This window comes from Bradyrhizobium embrapense (assembly GCF_001189235.2).
Taxonomy (GTDB): Bacteria; Pseudomonadota; Alphaproteobacteria; order Rhizobiales; family Xanthobacteraceae; genus Bradyrhizobium; species Bradyrhizobium embrapense.
Window position 1 is genome coordinate 897,590 of the sequence record NZ_LFIP02000001.1, and the last position, 17,360, is coordinate 914,949.

Annotated in this window: 14 protein-coding genes; 9 read left to right on the forward strand and 5 right to left on the reverse strand. The window is 65.2% G+C overall.

The features are described from left to right. Positions 1–7: 7 nt before the first annotated feature. The 3 genes from AKN83_RS04545 to AKN83_RS04555 all read right to left on the reverse strand — a co-directional run bounded on the left by AKN83_RS04545 (position 8) and on the right by AKN83_RS04555 (position 2,203). A complete protein-coding gene (locus tag AKN83_RS04545) occupies positions 8–541 on the reverse strand; it encodes a DUF2059 domain-containing protein (protein WP_063695183.1) in 534 nt (177 codons plus the stop codon). Positions 542–564: 23 nt separating this feature from the next. Beyond that, positions 565–1,263: a ribose-5-phosphate isomerase RpiA gene (rpiA, locus tag AKN83_RS04550; protein ID WP_157113203.1), complete on the reverse strand. Its 699-nt coding sequence runs from the start codon at positions 1,261–1,263 to the stop codon at positions 565–567. A gap of 73 nt (positions 1,264–1,336) precedes the next feature. After that, on the reverse strand, positions 1,337–2,203 hold the full coding sequence (locus AKN83_RS04555) for an SDR family NAD(P)-dependent oxidoreductase (RefSeq protein ID WP_244521879.1): 867 nt from the start codon (positions 2,201–2,203) through the stop codon (positions 1,337–1,339). 74 nt (positions 2,204–2,277) lie between these two features. On the opposite strand from AKN83_RS04555, the gene AKN83_RS04560 reads away from it, so the two are divergent. The 6 genes from AKN83_RS04560 (at position 2,278) to AKN83_RS04585 (ending at position 8,794) form a co-directional block, all read left to right on the forward strand. Continuing rightward, entirely contained in the window at positions 2,278–2,958 is a 681-nt protein-coding gene (locus tag AKN83_RS04560) for an HAD hydrolase-like protein (protein WP_050400283.1), read from the forward strand. A 160-nt stretch (positions 2,959–3,118) separates the two neighbouring features. After that, the gene (locus AKN83_RS04565) at positions 3,119–3,586 is read left to right on the forward strand and encodes a hypothetical protein (protein ID WP_050400282.1); all 468 of its coding nucleotides are present in this window, start codon (positions 3,119–3,121) and stop codon (positions 3,584–3,586) included. 279 nt (positions 3,587–3,865) lie between these two features. Continuing rightward, positions 3,866–4,900: a GTP 3',8-cyclase MoaA gene (gene moaA, locus AKN83_RS04570; protein ID WP_050400281.1), complete on the forward strand. Its 1,035-nt coding sequence runs from the start codon at positions 3,866–3,868 to the stop codon at positions 4,898–4,900. Between the two features lie 347 nt (positions 4,901–5,247). Further along, positions 5,248–5,787, forward strand: coding sequence for a TRAP transporter small permease subunit (locus AKN83_RS04575; RefSeq protein ID WP_050400305.1), 540 nt, complete (start codon positions 5,248–5,250; stop codon positions 5,785–5,787). Beyond that, a complete protein-coding gene (locus tag AKN83_RS04580; protein ID WP_050400280.1) occupies positions 5,784–7,388 on the forward strand; it encodes a TRAP transporter large permease in 1,605 nt (534 codons plus the stop codon). The genes AKN83_RS04575 and AKN83_RS04580 overlap by 4 nt, the downstream gene beginning before the upstream one ends. A gap of 116 nt (positions 7,389–7,504) precedes the next feature. Further along, positions 7,505–8,794: a M20/M25/M40 family metallo-hydrolase gene (locus AKN83_RS04585; protein ID WP_050400279.1), complete on the forward strand. Its 1,290-nt coding sequence runs from the start codon at positions 7,505–7,507 to the stop codon at positions 8,792–8,794. A gap of 36 nt (positions 8,795–8,830) precedes the next feature. Here the strand turns inward: AKN83_RS04585 and AKN83_RS04590 are convergent, their stop codons facing one another. Further along, positions 8,831–10,165 carry a sensor histidine kinase gene (locus AKN83_RS04590; RefSeq protein ID WP_050400278.1) on the reverse strand — a complete coding sequence of 445 codons (1,335 nt, stop codon included), beginning with the start codon at positions 10,163–10,165 and terminating at the stop codon, positions 8,831–8,833. A 2-nt stretch (positions 10,166–10,167) separates the two neighbouring features. Continuing rightward, positions 10,168–10,842 carry a response regulator transcription factor gene (locus AKN83_RS04595; protein WP_050400277.1) on the reverse strand — a complete coding sequence of 225 codons (675 nt, stop codon included), beginning with the start codon at positions 10,840–10,842 and terminating at the stop codon, positions 10,168–10,170. A 390-nt stretch (positions 10,843–11,232) separates the two neighbouring features. Here AKN83_RS04595 and AKN83_RS04600 point away from each other — a divergent pair, with 390 nt between their 5' ends. Genes AKN83_RS04600 through AKN83_RS04610 form a run of 3 tightly spaced genes read left to right on the forward strand, consistent with a single transcriptional unit; the run spans position 11,233 to position 17,330 of the window. Then, positions 11,233–12,432 carry an efflux RND transporter periplasmic adaptor subunit gene (locus tag AKN83_RS04600; RefSeq protein WP_244521880.1) on the forward strand — a complete coding sequence of 400 codons (1,200 nt, stop codon included), beginning with the start codon at positions 11,233–11,235 and terminating at the stop codon, positions 12,430–12,432. A gap of 45 nt (positions 12,433–12,477) precedes the next feature. Then, positions 12,478–15,735 (forward strand): efflux RND transporter permease subunit, encoded by a 3,258-nt coding sequence (locus AKN83_RS04605; RefSeq protein WP_050400276.1) that lies wholly within the window; start codon positions 12,478–12,480, stop codon positions 15,733–15,735. Continuing rightward, a complete protein-coding gene (locus tag AKN83_RS04610) occupies positions 15,735–17,330 on the forward strand; it encodes an efflux transporter outer membrane subunit (protein WP_050400275.1) in 1,596 nt (531 codons plus the stop codon). Before AKN83_RS04605 ends, AKN83_RS04610 begins: the two co-directional genes overlap by 1 nt. The last annotated feature ends 30 nt before the right edge of the window (positions 17,331–17,360 follow it).

Here is a 17,360-nt window from a genome sequence, read left to right on the forward strand (position 1 = left end):
AAACGCGTCAGATATCCTTGCCGCGCTTCTTCATCTCGGCCTTGAACTGGCCGTTGACGATCACGCCGAACTGCTGCGCCCACTGCTGCATATATTGCAGCGATCCGTTGATTGCCGTGGGCTCCGCGGTCAAAAGTTTCTGACCGAGCGGTGTCTTGTAGAAGGTCACGAGATCCTTCAGCTCCTGCTCGGTGAACTCGGCGGCGTAGATCTGCGCCATGCCTTCGCCGATCTCCTTCTCGCCGCCCGCGAACTGCTTGGCGACGACCAGCGCCACCTCGTCGAGGTCCTTCTGGTAGTTCAGATACTGCTGCAGCAGGCCGGTCTTGGTCTTCTCGATGATTCCCGGAACGGCGCCGGAATACATCACCGCCACGTTCTTCATGGCCAGGATTTCCTTGGCGTAGCCGATCGCCGCGGGCGTCGACTGCTTGACCTTGGGCATCGGCGGCAGCTGCTGCTGCGCCATCGCCGGTGCGGCCGCGAGCGCGAGGCCAGCCGCCAGGGCCGCTGCCGACAAAAGTCCCGAAAAACGCTTCATTCCAAGTCTCCTTGCTTGCGGCGCTATCGCCGTTCAACAACCCGAATTCCCTGTGCGCCGGCCAGCACGGCGACGCTGCCGAGGCCAATGAACAGACCATGTTCAACCACGCCCGGAATCACGCTGAGCAAACCGGCGAGACGCGGCGGGTCGCCGATCCGGCCGAGATGCGCATCGACGATCCAGTGGCCGCCATCGGTGACAAAAACGTGACCGTCCTTGCCCTTGCGGACGATCATCTGGCCGGACACGCCGGCCTCGGCGAACGCCCGCGCCATGGCGGCCTTCGTCGCGGCGAGCCCGAACGGGATCACCTCGACCGGCAGCGGAAAGCGGCCGAGCACGTCGACCCATTTGCTGTCGTCGGCGATCACGATCATGCGATCACTGGCGGCCGCCACGATCTTCTCGCGCAGCAGCGCGCCGCCGCCGCCCTTGATCAGATTGAGCGCGGGGTCGATCTCGTCGGCGCCGTCGATGGTGAGGTCGAGGTGATCGATCTCGTCCAACGTGGTCAGCGGGACGCCGCAGCGGATCGCGTCCGCGCGGGTGGCCTCCGAGGTCGGCACGCCGATCACCTTCATGCCTGATCGGACCTTCTCGCCGAGCAGTTCGACGAAATGCTTGGCGGTCGACCCGGTGCCGAGCCCGAGCTTCATGCCGTCGCGCACCTCTTCGAGCGCGCGCGCCGCCGCCTGGCGTTTCAGTGCGTCCATGTCCACGGCCGATAGCCCCTCGGTTGTCCGTTACGGGCGCGCCCTCGGGCGGCCCGGCGGGCGCATATCTAACCTCGATTCACGGGCAGGAATAGCGCCATCCGGGCCAGTCTTTAGGCCGAAACGGCGTCCATCGCGGCCAAAATCGCCGCAAAACGGTCCTCGACCTCGGCCCGCATCCCGGGATGGTGAAAACATAGAGCTGGTCGTCGTGAATGGCGCGCATCACGCGGGCCGCAACCGAGGCCGGGTCGAGACCGGCCTCGAGACGCCGCGCGATCTCGGCGACGAGCGCCGCTGCCGGGCTGTCAGGGGCAAGCTGGCGCGCCGGGCCGTACTGGGCCGGGCGATTGCGCCCGCTCTCGCCGATCCGGGTCCGCACATAGCTCGGACAAAGCACGCTGACGCCGATCCCGAGCGGCGCCAGTTGCGCCGAAAGCCCTTCGGACAGGCTGACGACGGCGAATTTGGTCGCCGAATACGGGCTGACGCCGAGCCCGGCATTCATCCCGGCCATCGACGCGGTGTTGACGATATGGCCGCCCTCGCCGTGCGCGCGGATGTGCGGCAGGAAGCTCCTGACGCCGTGCACGACGCCCATCAGGTTGACGTCGATCACCCAGCGCCAGTCGTCGACCGAGATCGGGTCGATGCCGCCACCGGCCGCGACGCCGGCATTGTTGCAGACGACGTGCACGTTGCCGAATGCGCGGAACGATGCCTTTGCCGCGCGGTCGAGGCTTGCGGGATCGGCAACGTCGCAGACGACGCCATGGACATCCGCCCCGCCGGCCCGCAGCGCATCGACGGCCTTGTCGAGCGCGCCGGTTTCGATGTCGGCGAGCATCACCTTCATGCCCTCGCGCGCGAACGCGGTTGCCATGGCGAGGCCAATTCCGCTGGCCGCACCGGTGACAAAAGCGGCTTTTCCGGCAAGTTCCCGCACCCGAGCCTCCCTTTTTTGCGCGACACTAGCATCTTCGCTTGCATCGTGCCGCGCTGCCCGATAGCCAGAAACAGATGTCTGCCTCCTCTCCCCGCATCATCGTGTTCGATCTCGACGGCACGCTGGTCGACACCGCGCCTGACCTGATCAGTGCGCTGAACCATGTGCTCGACCGCGAAGGCCTGCGGCCGGTGCCGTTGTCGGCGGCCCGCAACATGATCGGTGCAGGCGCGCGCAAGCTGCTCGAGCGCGGGCTCGAGGTCGACGGACGCGCGGTCAGCCTCGCCGACCTCGATCGTCTGACCGCGGATTTCATCGACTATTACGCCGAGCACATCGTCGACGGCTCGCGACCTTTCGACGGGTTAGAGGCCGCGCTCGATCGGCTGGAAGCCAAGGGCCATCGCTTCGCGGTCTGCACCAACAAGCTGGAGTGGCTGTCGAAGCTGCTGCTCGACCGGCTCGGCCTGACACCGCGCTTTGCCGCGATCTGCGGCCAGGACACGTTCGGCATCGCCAAGCCCGATCCGGCCTTCCTGCGCGAGACGGTCGCCCGCGCCGGCGGAAAGCTGCCCGGCGCCATCATGGTCGGCGATGCCGGTCCCGACGTCGGGGTCGCCCGGCGCGCCAGCGTCCCGGTGATTGGCGTCGATTTCGGCTATACCGACGTGCCGATGACCGAGCTGAAGCCGGACCGGCTGATCAGCCATATGCGCGACCTGCCGGACGCCGTCGCCAGCCTCGGCGCCGCATAAGATTTTCGCAACGCATTGATATCAAATAGATATATTTTGCCATGCGAATTTTCCATTAACCATCCCTTAACGAACAGACCTACCGCTGTTGCACCTCTGTTCCGACGCTCTTATGGTCGCCCCGGGGATTGTGGCTGATTGCCGCAGTAGAGTGTGGATCATGCGTCGTATCATCGTGTTCGCGGCCGCCGGGCTGAGCTTGGCCGGCTGCTCTTCGTTCTCATTGGATTCGTTCAAGTCGGCACCGCCGCCGATGCAGGTGCAGCTGGATTCGGCGCCGCAAGGCGCCGACGCCGTGACCTCGCTCGGACCGGGCTGCAAGACGCCCTGCACCGTGTCGGTCCCGGCGCCGGAGGCCAACTTTGCCGTCACCTTCAACATGCCGAAGTTCCAGCCGGCGACGGTGCCGGTGACCGTGACCCGGACGCCGGGCGACTTCACCAGCCCGGCCACCACCACGCTCGATCCGAGCCCGGTGTTCGCCGAGTTGCAACCCGCCGGTCCGCCGCCGCGCGGGCACAAGGCGATGCGGCCGAAAAAGAAGAAGCCGAGGCCGGCTGCCGCTGCGGCGCCTGCCGCCGCTCCGGACGCCGCGGCACCGCCGCCGGCCGCCGCGCCCACGCGCTGACGCGCAGCGCTGCGCGCATCTGATCGAGATTGCACTGCACAAGAGCCCGGCCCAAAGCCGGGTTTTTGGTTTTGGTGGAGACACATCGGCGATTGCGATCATGCATCGCGCGATCTGTCTCACCTATCGCTTTGCAATTGGCTTCGCAGGTTGCGGATCATCCATTGGAACGCATTGTGACGGCGTGCCAACATGCATAGATTGCGCGTGCGGGGCCCGTCACGGCCCGGCGCTCCGGGAACGCCTTGATTGAAGGCTTGGCTTGAAGGCTTGGGTTGAATGAACGGATCCACGCAGGCTCATTCCGACACGCTGTTTCGTCCGATGACCGATCCGTTCGGCCGGACGATCCGTTACCTGCGCGTCTCCGTCACCGACCGCTGCGACCTGCGCTGCTTCTATTGCATGTCGGAAGACATGACCTTCCTGCCGAAGGCCGACCTCTTGACGCTGGAAGAGCTCGACCGTCTGTGCTCGGCCTTCGTCGCCAAGGGCGTGCGCAAGATCCGCCTCACCGGCGGCGAGCCGCTGGTCCGCCGCAATGTGATGGGCCTGGTGCGCTCGCTGTCTCGCCACCTTTCGACCGGCGCGCTCGATGAATTGACGCTGACCACCAACGGTTCGCAGCTCGCGCGCTTCGCGCAGGAGCTGGCCGACTGCGGCGTGCGCCGCGTCAACGTCTCGCTCGACACGCTCGATCCCGTAAAATTCCGGGCCATCACCCGCTGGGGCGACATCGACAAGGTGCTGTCGGGCATCGAGGCGGCGCGATCCGCCGGGCTTGCGGTCAAGATCAACGCGGTCGCGCTGAAGAACATGAACGAGGACGAGATCCCTGCGCTGATGGAATGGGCGCACGGCAAGGGCATGGGCCTGACCTTGATCGAGGTGATGCCGATGGGCGACATCGGCGAAGGCCGCATCGATCAGTACGTTCCGCTGTCGCTGCTGCGCGCGAGGCTCGAGAAGCACTACACGCTGACCGATCTTGCCGACGACACCGGCGGCCCTGCCCGCTATGTCCGGGTTGCCGAAACCGGCGGCAAGCTCGGCTTCATCACGCCGATGACCCACAATTTCTGCGAATCCTGCAACCGGGTGCGGATCACCTGCACCGGCACGCTGCACACCTGCCTCGGCCATGAGGACGCCTCCGATCTGCGCCGGCCGCTGCGCGCCTCCGACGACAACGATCTGCTGTCGGCGGCCATCGACCGGGCCATCGGTCTGAAGCCGAAGGGGCACGATTTCATCATCGACCGCCGTCACAACCGCCCGAGCGTCAGCCGCCACATGAGCGTCACCGGCGGCTAGTCCAAAGCCGCTGCCAACGCCGGCGCCGTCCCCCGATTACCAAGGCGGGACAACGATTTGCCGCGGCGTCAATTTGCCCATTTTCCGATTGACGGCGTTCCGCGGCGCTGATTTGGTGCCCCGGCTTTCACGCTCGCCTGGCCGGATAGGCCGCTGCCCCCTGTCGGCACCTGCCGACGATCCGGCAGCCAAGAGCACCAACAACGGCGGAAGCGGATTTTCGGGGGAGGACGATCGCTTGCAACTGCTCCTGAAGGTGAGCCGTGGCTCCGTGCGCGTGCGTGCGGCGGCCAGATGATGCTTGAGAAGATATTCGGCGCGCGAATCGCGCGACCTTGGAGATCGTGATGCGCCCAATGTTGGCACTGAGTCAGGCCATCGACCGACTCAACGAGAAGATCGGCTATGTCTGCAATCTGCTCGTGCTGATCGCCTGCCTGGTCAGCGCCGGCAATGCCATGATCCGCTACGCGTTCAGCTACTCCTCGAACGGCTGGCTCGAGGCGCAGTGGTACATGTTCGCGATCCTCGTGATGTTCGGCGCCTCCTACACCTTCAAGCGCAACGAGCATGTCCGTGTCGAGATCCTCTATCTGATGCTGTCCGAACGCGGCCAGCTCTGGCTCGACCTGATCGGCACGTTGTTCTTCCTGATCCCGTCCTGCCTGCTGCTGGCCTATCTGTCCTGGCCGTTCTTCTACCAGGCCTATGCGGTCGGCGAGATGAGCGGCAATGCCGGCGGCCTCTTACGCTGGCCGATCAAGTTCGTTATCCCGTCCGGCTTCGTGATGCTTGCGTTACAGGGCGTCTCCGAGGTGATCAAGCGGATCGCCGCGCTGCAAGGCTATGTGACGATCGACGCGAAGTACGAGAGGCCGACGCAATGACGATTACGCTGGAGATGATGCCGCCACTGATGTTCGGCGGCCTGATCGTTGCGATGCTGATCGGCTATCCGGTGGCGTTCACGCTCGCCGCGGTCGGCCTGTCGTTCGGGTTCCTCTCGATCTATCTCGGCTTCTTCGACCTCAACTTCCTGCAGGCGATCCCGGGCCGCATCTTCGGCAGCGTGCTCTCCAACGAGCTGCTGCTCGCGATCCCGTTCTTCACCTTCATGGGCGCGATATTGGAGAGATGCGGGCTGGCCGAGGACATGCTGGATTCGATGGGCCAGCTGTTCGGCCCGATCCGCGGCGGTCTCGGCTATTCCGTGATCATCGTCGGCTTCATCCTCGGCGCCATCACCGGCACGGTGGCGGCGCAGGTGATCGCGATGGCGCTGATCTCGATGCCGGTGATGATCCGCTACGGCTACAACATCCGCTACATCACCGGCGTGCTGGCCGCTTCCGGCACCATCACGCAACTCGTCCCTCCCTCCCTCGTCCTGATCGTGCTCGCCGACCAGCTCGGCAAATCGGTCGGCGACATGTATCTCGGCGCCTGGGGCCCGTCGGTGTTCCAGATCCTGCTGTTCGCCGGCTACACCTTCCTGCTCGGCATCTTCAAGCCGAGCCATGTGCCGGCGGTACCGATCGAGGCGCGCACGCTGACCGGCTGGGCGCTGTGGAAGAAGTGCCTGCTCGGCATCATTCCCTCCGCGGTGCTGATCTTCGTCGTGCTCGGCACCATGATGATGGGCCTTGCGACCCCGACGGAAGCCGGCGCCATGGGCGCGGTCGGCGCCATCGTGCTCGCCGCGATCCACCACAAGGATTTCAGCGCGACCGGCCGCAAGGTGCTCATCATCGGCGTGATCGCCGGCGGCATCGGCACCATCATCGCGATGCTCTACAGCGAGAACCTGATCTTCAGGCTGGCGTTTGCGATCACCTATCTCGCGGTGGTCTGGATCTGCCTCGAGGCGGTCAAGATCCCGGACCTGCGCGACCTGATCAAGCAGGGCTACGAGACCACCATGCGCATCACCTGCATGGTCACCTTCATCCTGATCGGCTCGACCTGCTTCTCGGTGGTGTTCCTCGGCGTGTCCGGCGGCACCTGGCTCGAGCACCATCTGACCTCGCTGCCCGGCGGCGTCTGGGGCTTCCTGATCTTCATCAACATCTTCATCTTCTTCCTGGCGTTCTTCCTCGACTTCTTCGAGATCGCCTTCATCATCCTGCCGATGATCGCGCCGATCGCGCAGAAGGTGCTGGCGCCGGTGGTCGGGCCGGACGCCGCGCTGATCTGGTTCGGCGTGATGCTGTGCGTCAACATGCAGACCTCGTTCCTGCATCCGCCGTTCGGCTTCGCGCTGTTCTACCTGCGCGGCGTGGCGCCGAAGGAAGTGAAGAGCTCCGACATCTACTGGGGCGCGATGCCCTGGATCGGGCTGCAGGCGATCATGGTGGCGCTGGTGATCGCGTTCCCGGTCGTGGTCACCGGACTGCTCGACAAGCCGCTCGATGTCGACCTCAACAAGGTCAAGATCGAGGTGCCGCAGATCGAGCTGCCGCCGCTCGATTTCGGGCAACCGAAGCAGTAGCCGGCATCGGCGGCGTGCCCTGCGGAAGCGGGGCGTGCCGGAACCGTTGACGGCGGCCGCGAGTCCTGTGAAGACGCGGGGGCATGCATCGTCCTCCAACTCACAGACCGCCGCCCATGCCCCAACCGCATCCCGCCCGCTCCTTCGTTCGTCCGCTCGTCGCCTCGCTCAGCCTGGCGTTTGCCGTTGCCGTGGCGCATGCGGCGCCGGCGGCCGACATTCGCGCACTGGCGCAACAGGAGCAGCAGCCGCTGCTCGAAACCCTGCGCGACCTCGTGCAGATCGAATCCGGCAGCAAGGACCTCGAGGGCCTCAACCAGATCGCCGCGCGCATCGCCGGCCAGCTCAAGGAGCTCGGCGGCGCGGTGGACATCCTGCAGACCACCGACATCTACCGGCTGGACGACACGCCGGAGAAGATCGGCCCCGCCGTGCAGGCGGTCTTCAAGGGCACCGGCAGCGCGAAGATCATGCTGATCGCGCACATGGACACGGTGTATCTCAAGGGCATGCTGAAGGACCAACCCTTCCGCGTCGATGGCGACAAGGCCTACGGGCTCGGCATCGCCGACGACAAGCAGGGCATCGCCACCATCCTGCACAGCGTGGCGCTGCTGCAGAAGCTGAACTTCAAGGATTACGGCACGCTCACCGTGCTGATCAACGGCGACGAGGAGATCTCCTCGCCCGGCTGGCGCAGCACCATCACCCGCGTCGCCTCAGAGCAGGATGCCGTGTTCTCGTTCGAAGGCAGCGACGCCAGCGGCACGCTCCGCCTCGCCACCAGCGGCATCGGCTCGGCCTATCTCACGGTGCATGGCAAGTCGTCACATGCGGGCGCGAGGCCCGAAGGCGGCGTGAATGCGCTCTATGAGCTGTCACACCAGGTGCTGCAGATGAAGGACCTGTCGAAGCCCGAACAGGGCCTGAAGCTGAACTGGACGGTTTCCAAGTCCGGCACCAACCGCAACGTGATCCCCGCTGAAGCCTCCGCCCAGGCCGATGCACGCGCGCTCAAGGTGTCCGACTTCGACGAGCTCGAGACGGCGCTGCAGGACAAGATCAAGAACCGCCTGCTGCCCGACTCCAAGGTCGAGGTGAAGTTCGAGGTACGTCGCCCGCCGCTCGAAGCCAACGACGCCTCGCGCCGCGTGGCCGGCCACGGCAAGACGATCTATCAGGAACTCGGCATGCCGCTGAACGTCGCCGAGCGGGCCACGGGCGGCGGCACCGACGCTGCGTTTGCCGCGCTGAAGAGCAAGGGAGCCGTGGTCGAAGGCATGGGCCTCTCGGGCTTCGGCGCGCACTCCAATGATGCCGAGTATGTGCAGATCAACAGCATCGTGCCGCGGCTGTACCTGACCACGCGCATCATCATGGATCTGTCCGACGGCAAGGTGAAGTAAGCCGGGCCGGCCCGACGGCTGCCGCGGCCGAGGTCCTCAGGCGGACGCCGGCTCCGTTCTGGCGAGGTGGAAGCTCAGCGTGAACTGGGCGCCACCGGACGGCAGGTTCTCGACCTTGATCGTCGCGTCGTGATCGTCGGCAACCCCGCGGACGATCGAGAGCCCGAGCCCCGCCCCGTCCGTGCGCTGGCGCTGGCGCTCGCCGCGCCAGAAGCGCTGGAACACCAGCCCCTGCTCGGCGGGCGCAATCCCCGGCCCGCAATCGCGCACCTGCACCGAGCCGTCCTCGTGCACCTCGACATCGACCGAGGTCGCATCCGCAGTGTACTTGATGGCGTTCTCGGCCAGATTGAAGATCGCGCGCTGCAGCATCTCGGCATTGCCCTTGACCTGCACCGGGCCGTCGGCGCCGCGCAGCGCGATGTCTTTCCGCTGCGCCAGCGCATAGGGCGCGATCGAGCCGACCACCTCGGCGCACACCGCGCGCAGATCCGCGGTTTCGCCAGGATCCAGCACCAGCGTATCGAGCTCGGCGATCTCGAGCAGCTGGCTGACGATCCGGCTCATACTCTCGATGTCGGCATGCAGCTCCTTGGTCCCCTTGGCCACATCCAGCGTCTCGATGCGGGTCCTCAGGATCGCAAGCGGAGTGCGCAGCTGATGCGCGGCATCGGCGGTGAACTGGCGCTGCACGTGAAACCCGTCCTCCAGACGATCGAAGGCCTGGTTGACGGCGGTCACCAGCGGCAGGATCTCGCTCGGAATCCCCTCCGTCGGCAGACGAATGTCGGTCCTGGCCGGCCCGATGGCCCTGGCCTCCTCGGAAGCCCGCAACAGCGGAATCACGGCGCGGCGGAAGATCAGGATGTCGGTGGCCAGCAGGATCAGCAGGATCGGGATGGTGATCCAGCCGACCCGGCGGAAGAAGTTGGAAACGATGTCATCGATGATGACGTCGCGATGCGAGAGGTCCTCGGCGACCTGGATTCGCAGCGTCTGGCCGCCGACGAGCTGGGTGGCGCTGGCGCCGGAAATCCGGTCGGCCAGGGCCGGCGGTCGCGGCGCTCCGCGATGCGACGAGAACAGCAGATTGTCGTCCGCATCGTAGATGTCGTAGCGGTAGCGGCCATAGGCGTCGGAATAGAGCCCCTTCAGGCTGTCCGGCAGGTTGAGCTGAACCTTGCCGTCGGAATCGACCGAGAGGTTCTGGCCGAGATCGGCGGCCTGATCGCGCATCGCTTCGCTATGCAGATGGTTGATCTCCGAATTCAAGAGCCACAGCAGCAGCAGCGGCAGGAAGATCGCGGCGACCGCGACCGCCACGATGTGCAGGAACACGATCCGCGAGGTCAGCGACGTGAAGCGGAACACCCCTATTTCTCCTCCGCCATCAGATAGCCGACGCCGCGAATGGTATGGATGATGACCTTGGCACGGTGCTCGGTAAGCAGCTTGCGCAGGCGCGACACGTAGACCTCGACGGCATTCGAGGCGACTTCGCCCGACAATCCGAAGATGTGGTCCTCGACGTTCTTTTTCGGCACCACCCGCCCCTGCCGCCGCAGCAGGATCTCCAGCACCGAGGTCTCGCGCGCCGAGAAGACCTGCGGCGTGCCGTCGACGAACACCTGCTTGCTCTCGGTGTCGTAGACGAGATTGGCGAGCTTCAGCGAGGAGCCGAGCAACTGACCGGGCCGGCGCAGGACGGCCTCGAGCCGCGCCACCAGCTCTTCCAGCGCAAACGGCTTCGCGAGATAGTCGTCGGCACCGCTGCGCAGGCCGTTGACCCGATCCTGAAGGCCGTTGCGCGCGGTCAGCACCAGGACCGGCAGCGGGTCGTTCCTGCGGCGAAGCTCCGCCAGCACCGTCAGGCCATCGCCGTCGGGCAGACTGAGATCGAGGATCATGGCAGCATAGCTGACGCTACGCAGCGCATCGCGCGCTTCGGCAACGCTGTTGACGATGTCGGACTCGTATCCCGCCGCCATCAGCCCGCTCGCGAGCAACCGCGAGAGCTCGAGATTGTCCTCGACGATCAGAAGGCGCATTGCAGCAGTCCTGTCTTCATTCAATCGGCGTTCTGTTTACACACCTTGTTGCGATGCGCCAGCCAAGCGACAATTCCGTAACAGATCGCGCGCTGAGCAGTCCCGATGTGCAAACGATACGTATTTAAGCACAACGCTGGATTACCGCTCAGAGCGCTACTTTTTGGCTATGCGCGGCAGCCCCTAGTCCCACGCAAAATAGATAAACCGGCACCCGCCGCAATCAAATTTGCGCGCCGGGCGCACGCTTGAAAAGGACAAATGTAAGGCTGGCGTCAGCTAGCCCTGATATCTGTTCATTTGTTCTCAACGGGAGATCGGACGACGGCCCGCCATGCGGCAAGACCTCGTCTCTCGCGCGAGGCTTTCATGCAGTATTGGCGGCGGGCGATGTCATTTCGAATGAAGTATATGGGCTTTGCGGCGATGCCGGTGCTGGCGGCGCTTCTCGCCGGCGCGTGGCTCACGACGCGCGCCGATGGTGTGGTGAACGCCAAGGCCGCGCAAGAGACCGCGCGGCAGGACGTCAACGTCGAGCAGCAATACGTCACGCTAAGCGACAAGCAGGCAGCCTCCCTGAAGGTCATGGCCGCGGAGCAGCGCTCGTTCCGGACCCTGAAAAACGCAGTCGGCTCGATCGACTTCAACCAGAACATGCTGGTGCAGGCGTTTACCCCAAATCCCGGCAGGATCGTCGACACGCCCCTCAATGTCGGTGACGAAGTTGCAAAGGGCGATACGCTGTTCACGATCGACAGCCCCGATCTGCTGCAGGCCGAGTCGTCGCTGCTCGCCGCGGCCGGCGTGCTCGAACTGCAGACCAGGACGCTGGCGCGGGTCAGGCAGCTCTTGAAGACCGGCGGCGGCGCACAAAAGGACGTCGACCAGGCGACGTCGGATCAACAGACGGCTGAAGGCAACTACAAAGCCGGACGCAACGCGGTGCGCATCTTCGGCAAGACCGACGCCGAGATCGACCGCATCGTCGCTGACCGCAAGGTCGATTCCATCCTGGTGGTGCCGAGCCCGATTTCGGGCCGGATCATCGCGCGCAATGCCGCGCCGGGTCTGTTCGTGCAACCCGGCAATGCGCCCGCGCCCTATTCGCTGGCCGACATCTCGACGATGTGGATGGTCGCCAATGTGATCGAGACCGACGCCCCGTCCTACCGGATCGGCCAACCGGTCGAGGTGCGGGTGCCGGCCTATCCGAACGAGGTGTTTCGCGGCCGCGTGACGACGCTTGGCCTCAATATCGATCCGAACTCGCATCGCCAGCTGGTGCGCTCGGTGATCGACGATCCCCAGCACAAGCTGCGCGCAGGCATGCTGGCGAGCTTCACCATCGAAACCGAGCCGCCAAAGCTGTCGGTCAGCGCTCCGCTGGACGCCATCGTGCGCGAGGGCGACGGAACGATGACGGTGTGGGTCACGACCGACGGCCGCAAGTTCGACCGCCGCACGGTGACGATCGGCATGGAGCAGGATGGCTGGCGGCAGATCCTCAACGGCCTGGCGGCCGGCGAGAAGGTTGCCTCCACGGGCGCGATCTTCCTCAGCAACAAGTTCGCCAACGCGGTCACCGGCTAGCCCGCGCCAACCGCGCCTTCGTCCGCTCGAGAGTAGTACAGCATCTTGATCAAGAGCCTCCTTCAATTCGGTCTGACCCGAAGCGCCGTCATCGTGCTCGGCCTCGCCGTGTTCTGCGCCGCCGGATTTGCAGCGTTCACCAAACTGAACATCGAGGCCTACCCGAACCCGGCTCCCGTCATCCTCGAGATCACGGCCCAGGCCGCCGGCCTCTCCGCCGAGGAGATGGAGAAGTACTATACGATCCCGATGGAGGTCGGGCTGTACTCGACACCGGGCGTCGTCAACATCCGCTCGACCTCGTTCTACGGCCTGTCGTTCGTGCGGGTCACCTTCAAATATGGCGTCGACTATTATTTCGCGCTGACGCAGGCCACCAATAGCCTCACGCAGAACGTCCAGCTCCCCGGCAACCAGATTCCGCAAATCCAGCAGTCGAGCCTCGTCGGCGAGATCTTCCGCTACCAGCTGGTCGGCCCGCCGAATTTCGGCCTGACCAATCTCAGGACTTTGCAGGACTACGTCGTCGCCCGCCGGCTGATGACGATACCTGGCGTCGTGCAGATCAATTCCTGGGGCGGGACCACCAAGCAGTTCAACGTCGACGCCGATCTTGCAAAGCTCGAGGCCTACAACATCACCGTGCCGCAGCTGATCAGCGCGCTCGGAAACTCCAACATCAATGTCGGCGGCCGCGAGATCGCGATCGGCCAGCAATCCGTCAATATCCGCGGCATCGGTCTGATCAATTCCGGCGGCGAATATGACGTCACCAAAGGCTACAGGGTCCAAGACATCGAGAACGTCGTCCTGACCCAGTCGAACGGGCTGCCGATCCAGATCAAGGATGTCGCCAAGGTGTCGATCGGCTATGTGCCGCGGCTCGGCATCGCCGGAAAGGACAAGGACGACGACGTCGCGGCGGCGATCGTCGTGATGGGCCGCACGCAACACACCAACGACATCGTGCCGAAGGTCGAGGAGGAAGTCGCCAAGATCAACAGCGACGGCACCCTGCCGCCCGGCGTCAAGGTGGTCCCCTATTACGACCGCACCTCGCTGGTCAATGTGACGACCCACACCGTGCTGCACAATCTGATGTTCGGCTGCCTGCTGGTGTTCGTGATCCAGTGGGTCTTCCTGGGCGATCTGCGCAGCGCGCTGATCGTCAGCGCCAATATCCCGTTCGCGCTGTTCTTCGCGATCATCATCCTGGTGCTGCAGGGCGAGGACGCCAATCTGCTGTCGCTCGGCGCCGTCGACTTCGGAATCATCGTCGATTCCGCCGTCATCATGATGGAGAACATCTTCCGCAATTTCCAGTCCAGTCCCGAGAACCGGCTGCGGGTGCTGCAACACCTCGCCGAGGGCTACTGGGGAGACGATCCCACGGCGCGAAACGGCCAGCCCGCGCCGGGCTGGACCGAGCGGCTGCGCATGATCTTCGTCAGCGCGTTGCAGGTCGACAAGGCGGTGTTCTTCACCGCGGCCATCACGGTCACCGCGTTCGTGCCGCTGTTCACCATGCAGGGCGTCGAAGGCCAGATCTTCGGCCCGATGGCGCGAACCTACGGCTACGCGCTAGCCGGCGCGCTGCTGGCGACATTCACGGTGACGCCGGTGCTGGCATCGCTGCTGCTGCCGAAGCATATCGAGGAAACCGAAACGATCATCGTGCGCTCGCTGCGCAAGGCCTACACGCCCGTGCTGCGCTGGTCGCTGACGCATCTGAGGGTCGCGGTCGCAACCGGCATCATCTTCCTCGGACTGAGCGGCCTTGCCGCGAGCCGGCTCGGCAGCGAATTCCTGCCCGCGCTGGAGGAAGGCAATTTCTGGATCCGCGCCTCGATGCCGCCGACCATGTCGCTGGACGCCGGCACCCAGCCGACCCGCAAGATGCGCGAGATCCTGTTGCGTCACCCAGAGATCATCACGGTGGTGTCGCAGCATGGCCGCCCCGACAATGGCAGCGACGCCTCGCCATTCGCGAACGTCGAGCTGTTCGCGCCGATCAAGCCGTTCGACCAGTGGCCGCCCGGCCTGACCAAGGAGAAGCTCACCGAGGAATTGCAGAAGGAGTTCGACGAGGAATTGCCCGGCGTCACCTTCAACTTCTCGCAATACATCCAGGACAACGTCGAGGAGGCGCTGTCGGGCGTCAAGGGCGCGAACTCGGTCAAGATTATCGGTCCCAACCTCGCCGTGCTCGAACAGCTCGCGACCAAGGTCGCGCAGGAGATGGCCAAGATCCGCGGCGTTGCCGATCTCGGCATCTTCCATCTGGTCGGGCAGCCCAACCTCAATATCAAGGTCAACCGCGAGAAGACTGCGCGCTACGGTCTCAATACCGGCGACGTGACGACCGTCGTCCAGGCGGCGCTCGGCGGCACCAGCGCGACGACGGTGCTGGAGGGTGACCGGCAGTTCGGCGTCGTGGTGCGGCTCGACCCGAAATTCCGCCAGAGCATCGACGAGGTGCGCGAGATCAAGGTGGCCTACCAGACGCCGTCCGGCACCAACGCCTACATCCCGCTGAGCGAGCTTGCCGACATCTCGCTCGATACCGGCGCATCCTTCATCTATCGCGAGCGCAGCCAGCGCTACATCCCGATCAAGTTCAGCGTGCGCGGCCGCGACCTCGGCAGCACGGTGGCGGAGGCGCAGACGCGCGTCGCCGAGGCGGTGCAGCTTCCGACCGGCTACCGGATGATCTGGTCCGGCGAATTCGACAATCTCGAAGCCGCCAAGGCCCGGCTGATGATCGTCGTGCCGGTGACGCTGCTGCTGATCTTCGTCTTGCTCTACAGCCTGTTCAACTCGCTGCGCGACAGCCTGCTGGCACTGGCCGGCATACCGTTCGCGGTCGGCGGCGGCCTGATCGCGCTGTACCTCGCCGGGCTCGACTTCTCGATCTCGGCCGCGATCGGCTTCATCTCGCTGTTCGGCGTCGCTGTCATGGACGGCATCCTCAACATCACTTATTTCCGCGAATTGCGGGCCTCGGGCATGAGCATCGCGGAGGCGGTGTTCAACGGCGCCGAGCAACGCATGCGGCCGATGCTGATGACCGCGCTGTCCGCCGGTGTCGGACTGTTCCCGGCGGCGCTGTCGCATGGCATCGGCAGCCAGGTGCAGCGGCCGCTCGCGACCGTGGTGGTCGGCGGCATGTTCATCGGCCCGCTGCTGCTGCTGATCGTGGCGCCTGCGCTGCGCAAGATCTTCCTGTCGCGCGAGCCCGTCGCCTCTCCCGATGAGGCGGCTGCCGTGGCGCCGCCCGAAGCGGCGCATGAAGGGGGGGCCTGATGTCCGAGATCGTCGCACGGATTGTTGCCACGCTCGCGCCGGGCGGACGGCGTGCGCTGCGCCCGATGCTTGGCGCTGGCGCCGCCGGGCTGCTGCTGGCGAGTTGCGCCGTCGGGCCGAATTTCGTGCCGCCGCCTGCCCCCGACGTCGATCGCTACACACCCGAGAAGCTAGCTTCCCCCAGCACGAGCCCGGGCGGCCCCAGCGTGCCCAAGCAGCACTTCGTCACCGGAGAGGACGTGTCGCTGCGGTGGTGGACGGCATTCCGCTCGAAGCCGCTCGACGAATTGATCAAGATGTCGGTCGAGCACAACCCGTCCTTGCAGGCGGCAGAGGCATCGATCAGGATCGCGCAGTACAACGCGCTGGCCCAGCGCGGGCTGTTCTTCCCGCAGATCGGCGCAAACTACACGCCGTCCCAGCAGCAAATCTCCGGCGCATCGGGTTCGGGCCCGGGTGGCCAGTCTCCGTCGGTATTCTCGCTCCATACCGCGCAACTGAATGTCAGCTTCGTGCCTGATATCTGGGGCCAGAACATTCGTGCGGTCGAGAGCCTCGATGCGATCTCCGAGCAGCAATTGTTCCAGCTGGAAGCGGCCTATCTCACCCTGACGGCCAACGTCGTCACCGCGGCGATCCAGGAAGCATCGCTGCGCGGCCAGATTGCCGCGATCCAGCGCGTCGTGAAGATCGAACGCGGCATTCTGGAGATCGTGAAGAACCAGTTCAACGCGGGCGGCGCCGCCCAGGTCGACGTGCTGGCGCAGGAGGCCGCGCTGGCCCAGTCCGAGCAACTGCTGCCGCCGCTCGAAAAGCAGCTCGCGGTTCAGCGTGACCTGCTGACGTCGCTGGCCGGGCAATTCTCGGCGGATGAAATCCTGCAGAAGTTCACGCTCGACCGCCTGGCGCTTCCCGCGCACCTGCCGGTGAGCCTGCCGAGCAAGATGATCGCCCAGCGTCCGGACGTCAGGGCCGCGGAGGCGCTGCTGCACTCGGCGAATGCCCAGGTCGGCGTGTCGATCGCGGCACGGCTGCCCAACATCACGATCACCGGCAATGCCGGCGCCGCCGGCTTCAGCCTCGCCGAACTGTTCACGCCGGGAACCAGCTTCTACGTCATCGCCGCGAGCGCGACCCAGCCGCTGTTCGATGGCCTGACGCTCTACCACAAGCAGAAGGCCGCGGAGGCCGCGGTGGACCAGGCGGATGCGCTCTATCGCCAGGCTGTCGTCACGGCGATGCAGAACGTCGCCGACGCCTTGCGCAGCCTGCAGGCCGACGCGCGCGCCTTGCAGGCTGCGGTCAAGGCCGAGCTCGCCGCCAAAGCCAGCCTCGACATCATTCAGAAGCAGCTTGCGCTCGGGCAGGTCAATCAGGTGGTCGTGCTCAATGCCCAGCAGGTCTATCTGACAGCCGCAGTGGTCCGCGTGCAGGCCCAGGCGACGCGCCTCTCGGACAGCGCCGCGCTTTTCATGGCGCTTGGTGGCGGGTGGCCGGCGAACTGCACGTCCGACGACTGGCGCAAATGTGCCCTGGAGGATTTGCCCGTCGCCGCCCCGCAGCAGGTCAGCGAAAACAGGCCTGCGGCCCGCTGACACGCGCCATACGAGGCTTTCGACTGGAGG